The 12,713-nt window shown below is 66.1% G+C and carries 13 protein-coding genes and 1 tRNA gene; 7 read left to right on the plus strand and 7 right to left on the minus strand.

Annotated features, from left to right (window positions below):
* Positions 1–4: 4 nt before the first annotated feature.
* Genes ABWP84_RS04950 through ABWP84_RS04960 form a run of 3 tightly spaced genes read left to right on the plus strand, consistent with a single transcriptional unit; the run spans position 5 to position 4,537 of the window.
* Positions 5–2,317 carry a xanthine dehydrogenase family protein molybdopterin-binding subunit gene (locus ABWP84_RS04950; RefSeq protein ID WP_353210887.1) on the plus strand — a complete coding sequence of 771 codons (2,313 nt, stop codon included), beginning with the start codon at positions 5–7 and terminating at the stop codon, positions 2,315–2,317.
* Positions 2,314–3,435 carry a PrpF domain-containing protein gene (locus ABWP84_RS04955; protein ID WP_353210888.1) on the plus strand — a complete coding sequence of 374 codons (1,122 nt, stop codon included), beginning with the start codon at positions 2,314–2,316 and terminating at the stop codon, positions 3,433–3,435. Before ABWP84_RS04950 ends, ABWP84_RS04955 begins: the two co-directional genes overlap by 4 nt.
* A gap of 55 nt (positions 3,436–3,490) precedes the next feature.
* Positions 3,491–4,537: an NAD(P)-dependent oxidoreductase gene (locus ABWP84_RS04960; protein WP_353210889.1), complete on the plus strand. Its 1,047-nt coding sequence runs from the start codon at positions 3,491–3,493 to the stop codon at positions 4,535–4,537.
* Between the two features lie 178 nt (positions 4,538–4,715).
* Here ABWP84_RS04960 and leuD read toward each other — a convergent pair whose 3' ends face one another.
* The 3 genes from leuD to ABWP84_RS04975 are packed head-to-tail and all read right to left on the minus strand — an operon-like array spanning position 4,716 to position 7,605.
* Positions 4,716–5,339, minus strand: a complete 624-nt coding sequence (gene leuD, locus ABWP84_RS04965) for a 3-isopropylmalate dehydratase small subunit (protein ID WP_353210890.1) — start codon at positions 5,337–5,339, stop codon at positions 4,716–4,718.
* Positions 5,339–6,694 carry a 3-isopropylmalate dehydratase large subunit gene (locus ABWP84_RS04970; protein WP_353210891.1) on the minus strand — a complete coding sequence of 452 codons (1,356 nt, stop codon included), beginning with the start codon at positions 6,692–6,694 and terminating at the stop codon, positions 5,339–5,341. The genes leuD and ABWP84_RS04970 overlap by 1 nt, the downstream gene beginning before the upstream one ends.
* Before the next feature lie 17 nt (positions 6,695–6,711).
* The gene (locus ABWP84_RS04975; protein WP_353210892.1) at positions 6,712–7,605 is read right to left on the minus strand and encodes an ABC transporter substrate-binding protein; all 894 of its coding nucleotides are present in this window, start codon (positions 7,603–7,605) and stop codon (positions 6,712–6,714) included.
* Positions 7,606–7,716: 111 nt separating this feature from the next.
* Between ABWP84_RS04975 and ABWP84_RS04980 the strand changes: the two genes are divergently transcribed.
* Genes ABWP84_RS04980 through ABWP84_RS04995 form a run of 4 tightly spaced genes read left to right on the plus strand, consistent with a single transcriptional unit; the run spans position 7,717 to position 10,979 of the window.
* Entirely contained in the window at positions 7,717–8,457 is a 741-nt protein-coding gene (locus ABWP84_RS04980; RefSeq protein WP_353210893.1) for an SDR family oxidoreductase, read from the plus strand.
* A 9-nt stretch (positions 8,458–8,466) separates the two neighbouring features.
* The gene (locus tag ABWP84_RS04985; RefSeq protein ID WP_353210894.1) at positions 8,467–9,678 is read left to right on the plus strand and encodes an acyl-CoA dehydrogenase family protein; all 1,212 of its coding nucleotides are present in this window, start codon (positions 8,467–8,469) and stop codon (positions 9,676–9,678) included.
* Between the two features lie 28 nt (positions 9,679–9,706).
* Complete coding sequence (locus ABWP84_RS04990; RefSeq protein ID WP_353210895.1) at positions 9,707–10,711, plus strand: phosphotransferase family protein; 1,005 nt, start codon at positions 9,707–9,709, stop codon at positions 10,709–10,711.
* Positions 10,695–10,979 carry a DUF6285 domain-containing protein gene (locus ABWP84_RS04995; protein WP_353210896.1) on the plus strand — a complete coding sequence of 95 codons (285 nt, stop codon included), beginning with the start codon at positions 10,695–10,697 and terminating at the stop codon, positions 10,977–10,979. Before ABWP84_RS04990 ends, ABWP84_RS04995 begins: the two co-directional genes overlap by 17 nt.
* A gap of 210 nt (positions 10,980–11,189) precedes the next feature.
* Here ABWP84_RS04995 and nusG read toward each other — a convergent pair whose 3' ends face one another.
* From nusG to ABWP84_RS05015, 4 genes are all read right to left on the minus strand, one after another.
* Positions 11,190–11,726, minus strand: a complete 537-nt coding sequence (gene nusG, locus ABWP84_RS05000) for a transcription termination/antitermination protein NusG (protein WP_353210897.1) — start codon at positions 11,724–11,726, stop codon at positions 11,190–11,192.
* A 20-nt stretch (positions 11,727–11,746) separates the two neighbouring features.
* Complete coding sequence (secE, locus tag ABWP84_RS05005) at positions 11,747–11,938, minus strand: preprotein translocase subunit SecE (protein ID WP_353210898.1); 192 nt, start codon at positions 11,936–11,938, stop codon at positions 11,747–11,749.
* Between the two features lie 66 nt (positions 11,939–12,004).
* A tRNA-Trp gene (locus tag ABWP84_RS05010) sits at positions 12,005–12,081 on the minus strand.
* A gap of 98 nt (positions 12,082–12,179) precedes the next feature.
* Positions 12,180–12,713 (minus strand): EF-Tu/IF-2/RF-3 family GTPase (locus ABWP84_RS05015; RefSeq protein ID WP_353210899.1); only part of this gene is annotated, 534 nt, incomplete at its 5' end.

Raw genomic sequence — 12,713 nt, forward strand, 5'->3', positions numbered from 1 at the left:
CATTATGGATAAATTCGGCATGGGCCAGCCTGTCCGTCGCAAGGAGGATGTGCGGCTGCTGACAGGGCGCGGCAGCTACACCGATGATCTCTCGCGCGAGAATGAGGCGCAGATGGTCATTTTGCGCTCGCCGCACGCCAATGCCCGGATCAATTCCATCGATCTGGCGGCGGCGCAGGCTGCGCCGGGCGTGCTGATGGTGCTGACCGGGGCGGAGGCGGATGCCGATGGGCTGGGGCTTTTCCCCGTCATGGTCGAGGTGCCTGGCAAGGATGGCACCCGCGTCTTCGCGCCGCCGCGCAAAATTCTGCAGGCCGAGCATGTGCGCTTCGTGGGCGACCCGGTGGCCGTGGTGGTGGCGCAAACCCGCGCCCAGGCGCAGGACGCGGCCGAGTTGATCGAGGTGGATTACGATGTTCTGCCCAGCATCACCGATACCGCCGCCGCCGCTGAGGCCGCGGCGCCGCTGGTCTGGGAGGAGGCGGGAACCAATACCTGCGTGCTCTGGACCAATGGCCGCAAGGAACAGACGGACGCCGCCTTCGCCGCAGCGGCCAAGATTTCCACCGTGCGGCTGGTGCAGAACCGGCTGATCGGCAACCCAATGGAGCCGCGCGTCGCGCTCGGCGAATATGATGCCGCGACCGGCGGCTTCACCCTGACCAGCCCCACCCAGGGCGTGGTGCGGGTGCGCGAAACCCTGGCGCAGTTCATCTTCCAGGTGGACAAGGCAAAGATGCGAGTGATTTCGCCCGATGTGGGCGGCGGCTTTGGCCTGCGTGGCAAGCTGTTTCCCGAATCCGCCATGGTGCTCTGGGCCGCCAAGCGGCTGGGCCGCCCGGTGAAATGGACCGCCGGGCGCACTGAGACCTTCATGTGCGACCCGCATGGCCGTGACCATGTGACCGAGGCCGAGATGGCCTTTGATGCCAATGCGAAAATCATGGGCATGCGGGTGCGCAGCATCGCTGCCATGGGGGCCTATTTGTCGGATTTCGGCCCGCGCATCCCCACCGTGGCCGGCGGGCGCATCAGCGGCACCGTCTATGACATGCAGAATGTGAATATGGAGGTGCGCTGCGTCTTCACCAACACAACGCCGACAGACGCTTATCGCGGCGCCGGGCGGCCAGAGACGGCTTATGTGATCGAGCGCCTGCTCGATGCTGGTGCCGGCGATTTTGGCATCGCGCGGGAGGAGATCCGCGCCCGCAACTACATCCGGCAGGAGCAGATTCCCTATACCAATTGCGTGGGCGTGGAGATCGATAGCGGGCATTTCGAGGAAACCCAGGGCAAGGCGCTGGAACTGGCGGATTGGTCGGGCTTTGACGCCCGCGCAGCCGCCAGCCGGGCCGCGGGCAAGCTGCGCGGCCGTGGCCTGGGCTATTTCATCGAGGCCTCGGGCGGGCAGCCGCAGGAATGGGCCCGGGTGAAGATGGAGCAGGATGGCACGGTGGCGCTCACCGTTGGCACTTTTTCGCATGGCCAGGGGCATGAGACGGCCTTCGCACAGTTGCTGCATGACCGGCTGGGGGTGGATTTCTCCGCCGTGCGACTGGTGCAGGGCGATAGTGACGTGGTGCCCTCGGGCGGCGGTACGGGCGGCTCGCGCTCCTCGCAGATGGGCGGCGTTGCCGTTGTGCGTGCGGCCGAGATGGTGATCACCAAGGCCAAGCGGATCGCGGCGCATCTGCTGGAGGTGGGTGCCGGCGATGTCGAGTTCGATGGCGGGAAGTTCCGCGTGGCCGGCACGGATCTCTCCACCGATTGGACGGCGGTGGTGGCTGCGGCCGAAAACCCGCCCGAGGGCGAAACCCCGGGGCTGGACGAGCAACTGATCTATAAGCGCGACACCGAGTGCAATTTCCCCAATGGCTGCCACGTGGCCGAGGTGGAGATCGACCCCGATACCGGCGTGGTGACGCTGGCGCGCTATGCCGCGGTGGATGATGTGGGGGTGGTGATCAACCCCATGCTGGTGCATGGCCAGTGCCATGGCGGCATCATGTCCGGCGTGGGCCAGGCGCTGCTGGAACATGCGGTGTATGATCAGGAATCCGGCCAGTTCCTCACTGCCAGCTTTCAGGATTACTGCATGCCGCGCGCCGATGACGCGCCGGATTTTGCCCTGGGGCTGAATGTGGTGCCCTGCCCTTCCAATGATCTGGGCGTGAAGGGCGCTGGCGAGGGCGGCAGTTGCGGCGCGCCGCCGGCCATCGTCTCGGCGGTGTGTGATGCGCTGGGCATCGCCCATATCGATATGCCGGTCACGCCTGAGAAGGTGTGGCGGGCGCTGGCGGCGAAGGCGGCGTGAGCCAGCGCTTCATCCCTGCGATTTTCATGCGGGGCGGCTCGTCGAAAGGCGTGTTTTTTCACGCCGCCGACGTGCCGGCGGACCGGGCGGCGATGGATGCCATCCTGCTGGAGGTGCTGGGTTCGCCCGACCCTTATGGCCGGCAATTGGACGGTATGGGGGGCGGCATTTCCTCGCTCAGCAAGGGGGTGATCATCGGCCCGCCAACCCATCCGGAGGCGGATGTGGACTATACTTTCGCCCAGGTCGCAGTCGATCAACCGGTGGTGGATTGGAAGGGCAATTGCGGCAATCTCTCCTCCGCCGTTGGTCCCTTCGCCGTTGATGAGGGCCTCGTACAGGTGGCGGATGGTGAGGCGCTGGTGCGCATCCATCAGGTCAATACCAGGAAGCTGATCCATGCCCGCTTCCCGGTGAAGAATGGCCGGGCGGTGGTGGTGGGCGATTATGCCATTGCCGGTGTGGCCGGCACCGGGGCACGGGTAAGGCTGGATTTTCTCGCCCCCGGCGGCACGCAATGCGCGGGGCTGCTGCCCACCGGCCAGGCGCTGGATGTGATCGAGGGCCTGGCCTGCACCATGATCGACGCGGCCAACCCGGCCGTGTTCTTTGCGGCCGCCGATCTTGGCCTGACCGGCACCGAATTGCCCGATGCGATTGAGGCCATGCCCGGCATGATGGCGCGCCTCGATGGGCTGCGCCGCGCCGCTGGGGTTCGGATGGGGCTGGGTGCCACGCCGGATGCGGTGGGGCTTGCGGCGCCGCGCATCGCCATACTGGCGCCCCCCGCCGAGGCGCGGCTGCTGGATGGCACGAGCCTGGCGGCGGGCAGCCATGATATTCAGGTGCGCATGCTCTCCATGGGGCGGGTGCACCGCGCCGTGCCACTGACCGGCGCGCTGCCGCTGGCGGTTGCCTGCCGCATCACCGGCAGCCTGGCCCATGCGCTCTGCGGCCCCACGCCGCGCGCCGATGAAATCCGCGTGGCGCAGCCCTCTGGCATGCTGGCGGTGGGGGCTGAGGTGCGGCGGCAAGATGGCGGCTGGCATGCCCAGAGCGGCGTGATCTTCCGCACCGCCCGTAGCTTGATGAAAGGCGCTGTCGCGCTGCGGGCTTGACCGGGCGGGGCCGGCGCGGTCAAGTCCAGGCCATAAAGCTGGGAGTTTAAGGGTGGTGCGTCGCCGTTTTCGCGTGGGCTATATTGGTTGGGTCCCGCATCCTGCCTTCCTGGAGACCGCCTCCCAGGACCCCGATCTGGAGATCGTGCAGATCTCGATGGATCAGCCGGAATCGGCGATGATCCAGACGCTCTCCTCCTGCCATGGCTACTACGTCATGGCCGCGCGTGATGAATTGCCGCAGGCCCTGCATGTGCATGCCGAATTGCTGGCCAAGCTGCCCAATCTATTGGTCGCCGCCAGCTATGGCGCTGGCTACGACACCTGCGACCCGCAGGCCTGCAGCGATGGTGGCGTGCTGCTGATGAACCAGGCCGGCGGCAATGCCGAGGGCGTGGCCGAGCACGCGGTGGGCATGATGCTGGCCTGCCTCAAGCGGATGCCCGAGGCCCATGCCGCGATGCAGGCCGGCCAGGCGGCCGACCGCAATGCGCTGATCGGCCGCGATATCAAGGGCATGACCGTGGGGCTGATCGGCTGCGGCAATGTGGGCCGGCGCACGGCCGAGATCCTGCAACTGGCCTTTGGCTGCCGTATTCTGGCCAGCGACCCCTATGTGGAGGCAGCCAGCCTCGCCCCGCTGGGCATCACCAAGGTGCCCTTGGAAATGCTGCTGATCGAGGCTGATGTGGTGAGCGTGCATTGCCCCCTCACCCCGGAAACCAGGGGCATGATCGGCGCTGATGCCTTTGCCGCGATGAAGCCCGGCGTGGTTTTCGTCACCACCGCCCGTGGCTCCATCCATGATGAGGCGGCGCTGCTGAATGCGCTGAATTCCGGGCAGGTGGCCAGCGCTGGTCTTGATGTCTGGGCCCAGGAACCCCCACCGGTGGACCACCCGCTGCTGGCGCATCAGGCGGTGATTGCCAGCCAGCACACCGCCGGCGTCACGCTGCAAAGCCGGGCCAATATCACCCGCATCGCGGCGCTGGCATTTTCCGATCTGGCAGCGGGGCGGATGCCACCCAGGGTGATCAATCCAGCCGTGCTGCCGCGCTGGCGGGCGCGATATGAGGCCGCCATGGGCCACCCCGTAGGGTAACGATTATCGGGATCAAAGGGCCCCTCGGCCCTTTGCGGATAGGTTTGGGAAGGCAGAGCCTTCCCAAGGGCAACCCCGCCGCGCGGTCCATCACCAGCAGCAGGAGCGGCGCAGCTTGGCCGCAGCGGGCGACATGGAAGCACGCGCCTCGATGTGTGGATGCTCGATCACCGGGCGCTCAGGCCACGCTGTCCCAGGCCCAGGGGCGGGCGGCGCGGTCACCCACGCGCCAGGCGGCTATGGCCTCGGCATGGCGCTTGGTCAGGGCGATGTCGTCCAGGCCATGCAGCATGGCCTCGCGCTTGCGGGTATCCACCTCAAAGGGGATTTCGGTGCCGGTGGGGGTGATCACCACCCGGCGTTCGAGGTCCACCGTGGTGCGGGCATTGCCGGGGCTGGCCTCGGTTTCCTCGGCGATCTGCCGAATAACCGCGATGGGCAGGCGCACCGGCAGCAGGCCGTTCTGGAAGCAATTGGCGAAGAAGATGTCGCCGAAGCTGGGCGCGATGACGCAGCGCACCCCCATGCCCATCAGCGCCCAAACCGCACCCTCGCGCGAGGAACCGCAGCCGAAATTCTCATCCGCCAACAAAAGCTGGCTGCCCTTATAGCCCGGCTGGTTGAGCGGGAATTCCGGATTATCCGACCCATCGGCCAGATAGCGCAGCCGCTCAAAGGCATAGGGGCCAAGGCCAGTGCGGCCGGTGCCGACCAGGCGCTGGATGGGGATGATCACATCGGTATCGACATTCTGGCGCAGAAACGGCACCGCGGTGGCGGTGATGCTGGAAAAGCTTTCCATCAGACCATCTCCCTGACATCGACCAGCGCGCCGGCGAGTGCCGCCGCCGCCGCCATGGCGGGGCTGGCCAAATGGGTGCGTGCGCCCGTGCCCTGCCGGCCGACAAAATTGCGGTTTGAGGTGGAGACGCAGCGGGCGCCGGCTGGCACCTGCTCGCCATTGGCGGCGACGCATAGCGCGCAGCCTGGCTCGCGCCATTCAAAGCCGGCTTCGAGGAAGCGGGTGTGCAGCCCCTCGGCCTCCGCCTCGCGCTTGACCGTCTCGCTGCCCGGCACGACCCAGGCGGTGACGTGCTTCGCCACATGCCGGCCGCCTATGACATCGGCGGCGGCGCGCAGGTCGGAGAGGCGGGAATTGGTGCAACTGCCGATGAACACCCAATCGACCTTGGTGCCGGCGAGTTTTTGGCCCGGCTCCAGGCCCATATAAGACAGCGCCGCTGCGTCGCCTTCCGGCACGAAGCCGGTGATGGGCGCGACCTGCCCGGGGCTGGTGCCCCAGGTGATCTGCGGTGCGATGTCCTCCATGCGGATCAGGTGATCAACGTCAAACCGCGCGCCAGGGTCGCTGGGCACGGCCCGCCAATCGGCGATGGCGGCCTGCCATTGCGCGGCTTTGGGCGCGAAGTCACGGCCCTGGAGATAGGCGAAGGTCTTCTCATCGGGTGCCACCATGCCGATCTTCGCGCCCATCTCGATGGAGAGGTTGCACAGCGTCAGGCGTTCCTCGATCTCCAGCGCCTCCACCGCGCTGCCGGCATATTCAATGGCGTAGCCGGTGCCCGCGGCGGTGCCGAGGCGGCCGATGGCGTGCAGGATCATATCCTTGGCGGTGACGCCGGGTGGGCGCGCACCCTCGAAGCGGATGCGCATGGTGCGCGGCCGGCGCTGCGGCAGGGTTTGCGTGGCCAGCGCATGGCCCAACTCGCTGGCGCCGATACCAAACGCCATGCAGCCCATGGCGCCATTGGTGCAGGTGTGGCTGTCACCACAGGCGAGCGTCAGGCCCGGCAGCACCACGCCCAGTTCGGGCGCCATGACATGGACGATGCCATGGCCGGGGCGGCCGAGATCGAAGAGCCGGACGCCAGTTTTACCCGTGGTTTCGCGCAGCGATTTCAGCAGTTTTTCGCCGATGGGGAAGGTCGTCTCGTCGCGTCCGGGGCGGGAGGAGACGGCGTGGTCCGGCACGGCGAACACCTTATTCGGCTCGGCCACGCCATGGCCGGCATCGAGCACCTCGCGGATGGCCCGGCCGCCCGAGAGATCATGGATCAGCACCCGGTCGAGATAGAGCAGCGACCAGCCATCGCCGAGATCAGCCACCACGCGGCTGTCCCAGATCTTGTCGAACATGGTTTTCGCCATGGCGTTCAGCCCAGCAACGAATTATCGACGCCGGCAGCCCAGCCGGGCTTCCGCTTGATCACCCCGGCGGTGAACATGGCGTGTTCCAGCCGCTCCCAGGGTTCGGCCGGGAATTCCGGGCTGCGGGCCCAGATATTCAGCGGGCGGTAACGGGCCACGCAGCGCTCGAACAGCACCGGGTCCATGCCGGGGAAGAAGGGCAGCACGGTTTGTACCACCTCGGCATCCGGGGCGGCGTGCAGCCAATCCTGGGTTTTTTGCAGGCCGCGCAGCATGGCGCGGAATTCCGGGGCGTATTCCACCATATTCGCCGCCGTGGTCATGAAGGTGGTGTAGGCGGTGGGGCCGCGGCTGGCGGCAGCGTGCCAGACATGGCCGGTGCCGGCCATTTCCATCTGCGAGACATAGGGCTCGAAGATTTGGATCACATCGATTTCGCCGGCGGCGAGCGCCGCGCAATTCTCGGCCATGGAGTTGGTGGTGACACGGTTCAGGCTGTCAGGGTCCACGCCATCCTGGCGGATATCCTCCTGCAAGGCCCACCAGGGGGTGGGCACCTCGCTCACGCTGCCGACCCGCATAGTGGCCAGGTCGCGCAGGCGGAAGCAGGGATTGGGCTTGGCGCCGACGAGAAAGAACGGGTCGCCCAACACGGCGGCGCCGAAATCGCGCAGCGGGCATGCCGGGTCGGCATCATGGGCCAGCATGAGGCGCATAGGGCCGCCCCAGGCCACCTCGGCGCGGCCTTCTAGAACCGCATCCTTGGCCCGGGCGGGCTCACCACCATCAAGCAGCGTGACCTCCACGCCCTCCGCGGCATAGGCGCCGCGCGCCAGCGCCGCGTAGAAGGGCACGTAAAAGGCGGCGCGGAATGTTTCCTGAAGACGGATCGGACGCATGATTGTTCCCTTGAGACTGTCAGCCGTAAGGCTGCACCAACATCGGCGGCCGCGCCACCCGCCTGGACGGTGATGCCAAGCGGCGCGCAATCTGGCAGATGGGGAGTCGCCATGCAGACATTATTCGATCTTTCGGGAAAAACCGCGCTGGTCACCGGCGCATCGGGCCTGCTGGGCGGGCATTTTTGCCGCGTTCTGGCCGGTGCCGGCGCCCATGTGGTGATGGCGGCGCGGCGGGTGGAGGCGATGGCGCCGCTCGCCGCCGAGATCGGCGCCACCACCCTGGCGCTGGATGTGACCGATGAGGCCTCCATCGCCGCCTGCATCGCCGCCGCGGGCCCCATCGATATTCTGGTGAACAATGCCGGCACCGCGGTAACCAGGCCGCTGCTGCAGCACAGCGCCGCCGATTGGGACGCGGTGATGGGGGTCAATCTGCGCGGCTGCTTTTTGGTGGCCACCGAGGCCGCGCGTGGCATGGCGGCGCGCAAGCAGGGCGGTTCGATCATCAATATCGCCTCCGTCCTCGGCGAGCGGATCATCCCAGGCGTGGCCGGCTATACCGCCGCCAAGGCGGGGCTTTTGCATCTGACGCGGCAAATGGCGGTTGAACTGGCGCGGTATAACATCCGGGTGAATGCCATCGCGCCGGGCTATATCGCCTCGGACATCAATGCCGAATTTTTTGCCAGCGAGCCGGGCCAGGCGATGGTGCGGCGCATCCCGCAGCGCCGGTTGGGCCAGGCGGATGACCTCTCGGGACCGCTGCTGCTGCTGGCATCGGACGCTTCGGCCCATATGACAGGCAGCACCATCACGATTGATGGCGGCCATTCCATCTCCAGCCTTTGAAGGTTTCCCATGGATTTCTCCCTCCCCCCTGAACTGGATGCCAAGCGCGCGGCGGTGCGCGAATTCGTGCAGGACCGGCTGATCCCGCTCGAGGCCGACCCAGCCAGCTATGATGAGCACGAGAATATTGCGCCGGCGCTGCTGCGCGTGCTGCGGGGCGAGGCCAAGGCCGCCGGGCTCTGGGCCTTGCAGAGCAAGCGCGAGCGTGGCGGTGGGGAGCTTCCCTTCATCGGCATGGCGGCCTGCTATGAGGAGATGAACCGCTCCATCTTCGGGCCCGTGGTGTTCAATTCAGCCGCCCCCGATGACGGCAATATGATGGTGCTGGAGAAGGTGGCGACGGCGCAGCAGAAAACCCGCTGGCTGCAGCCCATCATCGATGGCGATATCCAGTCCAGCTTTGCCATGACCGAGCCAGGTGGCGCGGGCAGCGACCCTGGCCTGACCTATACCCGGGCCGAGCGGGTGGGGAATGATCGCTGGCGGATCACCGGGCGCAAATGGTTCATCACCGGCGCAGGTGAGGCCACGCATTTCATCGTGATGGCGCGCACCAGCGATGATGCGCGAAAGGGCCTGACTGCCTTTCTGTTCCATAAGGACAGCCCGGGCTGGCACATCGTCCGCCGCATCCCGATCATGGGGCCGGAGGAGCATGGCGGGCATTGCGAATTGGTGTTTGACGGCCTGGAAATCCCCGATGAGGACATCCTGATGGGTGTGGGCGATGGGCTGAAACTGACGCAAATCCGCCTGGGCCCCGCCCGCCTCACCCATTGCATGCGCTGGACCGGCATGGGCCGCCGGGCGCTGGAAATAGCCCTCGAACACATCGAGGGGCGGCAGAGCTTCGGCCAGAAGCTGGCCGACCGGGAAAGCGTGCAGGGGCTGGTGGGCGAGGCTGCGATGCAACTCGACATCTCGCGCCTCGTGACCATGCGGGCGGCGTGGAAGCTGGACCAGGGGGATTTCGCCCGCAAGGAAATCTCCATCGCCAAGATTGTCGCCGCCGATGCGCTGCACAAGGCGGCCGACACTGCGCTGCAATTGCTGGGCGCCAAGGGCTATTCCAAGGACACGCCCATCGAGTGGATGTACCGCTATGCCCGCCAGGCGCGGCTGGTGGATGGTGCTTCCGAGGTGCATCGCATGGTACTGGCCAATTTCCTGCGGCGGGAGGGGCGGGAATTTTTCGGCTGGGGCGTGCCGCATCTTGGCTGAGGCGGCCATGCACCCGGCGGAGCCGTTAATGGATATGGGGAGGCTGGCGGCTTGGCTGTCGGAAGCAGCAGGGGCGCCGGTGGTCATTCTCACCCATGCGCGGCTTTCGGGCGGTGCCATCCAGCAGAATATTGCTCTCAGCGTGACCTGCGGCGGCGTGGCTGAGACGTGGGTGCTGCGCACTGATAATGCGGCGACCCTGGCGGTTTCCTTGGGCCGCGGCGCCGAATTTGCGCTGTTGCAGGCCGCCCATGCCGCCGGGGTTATGGTGGCTGAGCCGCTTTTTGGCTGTGAGGATCGCAGCGTGATTGGCGCGCCGTTTTTTGTCATGCGCCGGGTTTCGGGCAGTGCGGCGGGCCATGCCGCGGCTAAGCGGGCGGCGGCGATGGGCGGCGATGCGGCGCTGGCGGCAGAGCATGGCAGGCAGATTGCGCGCATTCATCGCATTCGCCCACCACGGGCGGATTTGGGTTTTCTGGGCGAACCACCCGCAGACGCCACCGCCGCCTTCATCGCCCGCATGCGCGGCCGGCTGGATGAGGCCGGCACTCCGCGCCCCGCCCTGGAATACGGGCTGCGCATGATGGAGCGCCAGGCCCCTGCCCCCTTGCCAGCGGTGCTCTGCCATAATGATTTTCGCACCGGCAATACCATGCAAGATGCCGGGCGCATCACCGCCGTGCTGGATTGGGAATTCGCCGCCTGGGGCGACCCGCATGAGGATCTGGGCTGGTTCACCGCGCGCTGCTGGCGCTTTGGCCAGAATCATCTTGAGGCTGGCGGCATCGGCCCTATGGAGGCGTTTCTAGGCGGCTATGCGGCCGAGGCCGGCTGGCAGCCTGACCCGGGGCGGGTGCGCTTCTGGCAGCTTGGCGCCACCATTCGCTGGGCGGTGATCGCCGCAGATCAGGCGGCGCGCCACCTCTCAGGCCAGGAGCCGAGCCTGGAACTGGCGCTGACCGGCCATATGGTGCCGGAACTTGAATGGGATGTGCTGAACCAGGCGGAGGCCCTGCATGCTGGAAAAGCCTGACCCGAAGAACCTGCTGGAGACTGCCCGCGCATTGCTGCTGGAGCGGCTGCTGCCCGCCCTGCCCGAATCGGCGCGGCTGGAGGCACGCATGGTGGCCAGCGCCATGGCCATTGCCGCGCGCGGCATTGGTGCTGCCAATTCAGCGCCCGAGCCGGAACTGGCCGCCGCCATTCGCGCCGGCGCGCTGGATGATGACCCAGGCCTGCTGCCCAGGCTGCGGGAGAGGGCGCGCGAGAGGCTGGCTGTCAGCAACCCCCGCGCGCTGTGACAAAAACGCAGAAGGCCCGGCGGATGACCACCGGGCCTTCACATCACCTGCACCCCAGCGGCATCGCAGGGATCTTACTGGGCTGTCTCCATGGAGACCGCGACCAGGGCCGCGAGAACACTGGGGGACACTAGGCAATGAGACACTGGATCACCTCCTTTCAGCATGTTGAGCCACCGAGATGGTGCGCCACAGGCTGATTGAAAGGCCTCAGACCTTCTCGACCTGGCCGTATTCCAAATCGACCGGCGTGGAACGACCGAAAATGCTCACCGAGACGCGTACCCGGCCCTTTTCCTCGTCCACCTCCTCGACAGTGCCCATGAAGCTGGTGAAGGGGCCATCGGCCACACGAATCTGCTCGCCCACCTCGTATTGCACGGCGGGACGGCGCGGCTTGTCTGCGCCCTCGGTTACCTGCTGGACAATACGCAAAGCTTCGGCCTCGGAAATGGGCGTGGGCTTATTGGCCGGGCCGAGGAAGCCGGTGACCTTGGGCGTGTCACGCACAAGGTGCCAGCTGTCATCGGTCATCTGCATCTTCACCAGCACATAGCCGGGGAAGAATTTACGCTCGGTGTCGGTCTTTTGGCCGCGACGGACTTCGGTGACCTGCTCGGTCGGCACCAGGATTTCGTCGATCTTGTCGGCGAGGCCTTTCTGGGCCGCCTGCTGGCGGATCTGTTCGGCAATCTTCTTTTCGAAGCCCGAATAGACGTGCACCACGTACCACTTCTTGTCGGCCACCGTCTGATCGCTCCTCACACTCAAAAACCCAAAACCAATCGCATCGCGAATTGGATCAACTGATCCACCACGAGGAAGAATACCGCTGCCATGGCAGACAGCGCCAATACCAGGCCCGTCGTCACCAGGGTTTCCTTGCGGCTGGGCCAGGTGACCCGCGCTGTTTCGGCACGCACCTCACGGACAAACTGCGCTGGATCGAACTTCGCCAAGGCGGTTACCCTTTATGACAGATAAAATGCAAGCGCCCCAGGCGGTAGCCTGGGGCGCCTGGGAAGTGGCAGGGGCGGAGGGTCTCGAACTCTCAACCTCCGGTTTTGGAGACCGGCGCTCTAGCCAATTGAGCTACGCCCCTAGAAGAGACCGGCACCGGATGGTTCAAAGAACCTTCAGGATGGATCGGTCTCTCAACTCTTATCCGCACCCTACAGATGGCTGCGGCTTATGCAAGTCTCAGTTGGAGATGGATGCGACGACGCCAGCGCCCACAGTCCGGCCACCCTCACGGATGGCGAAACGCAGGCCCTCATCCATCGCGATCGGCGCGATCAGCGTCACGTCCATCGAGACGTTGTCACCGGGCATCACCATCTCCACGCCCTCGGGCAGCGTGACCACGCCGGTCACATCCGTCGTGCGGAAGTAGAATTGCGGACGGTAATTGGTGAAGAACGGCGTATGACGGCCACCCTCTTCCTTCGTCAGCACATAGGCCTCGGCCTTGAACTTGCTGTGCGGCTTGATGCTGTTCGGCGCCGCCAGAACCTGGCCACGCTCCACATCTTCACGCTTCGTGCCACGCAGCAGCGCGCCGATATTGTCGCCAGCCTGCCCGGAGTCGAGCAGCTTGCGGAACATCTCAACGCCGGTCACCGTCGTCTTCACGGTGTCCTTCAGGCCGACGATCTCAACTTCCTCGCCCACCTTCACGATGCCGCGCTCGACGCGGCCGGTCACCACCGTGCCGCGGCCGGAGATCGAGAACAC

Source organism: Rhodovarius sp., assembly GCF_040399605.1.
Taxonomy (GTDB): Bacteria; Pseudomonadota; Alphaproteobacteria; order Acetobacterales; family Acetobacteraceae; genus Rhodovarius; species Rhodovarius crocodyli_A.

Coding starts and splice junctions, on each gene's coding strand:
- ABWP84_RS04995 (WP_353210896.1), top strand. CDS start 10,695: ATGCTGGAAAAGCCTGACCCGAAGAACCTGCTGGAGACTGCCCGCGCA.
- ABWP84_RS04990 (WP_353210895.1), top strand. CDS start 9,707: ATGGATATGGGGAGGCTGGCGGCTTGGCTGTCGGAAGCAGCAGGGGCG.
- ABWP84_RS04970 (WP_353210891.1), bottom strand. CDS start 6,694: ATGTTCGACAAGATCTGGGACAGCCGCGTGGTGGCTGATCTCGGCGAT.
- ABWP84_RS04950 (WP_353210887.1), top strand. CDS start 5: ATGGATAAATTCGGCATGGGCCAGCCTGTCCGTCGCAAGGAGGATGTG.
- ABWP84_RS04985 (WP_353210894.1), top strand. CDS start 8,467: ATGGATTTCTCCCTCCCCCCTGAACTGGATGCCAAGCGCGCGGCGGTG.
- leuD (WP_353210890.1), bottom strand. CDS start 5,339: ATGGAAAGCTTTTCCAGCATCACCGCCACCGCGGTGCCGTTTCTGCGC.
- ABWP84_RS04980 (WP_353210893.1), top strand. CDS start 7,717: ATGCAGACATTATTCGATCTTTCGGGAAAAACCGCGCTGGTCACCGGC.
- ABWP84_RS04975 (WP_353210892.1), bottom strand. CDS start 7,605: ATGCGTCCGATCCGTCTTCAGGAAACATTCCGCGCCGCCTTTTACGTG.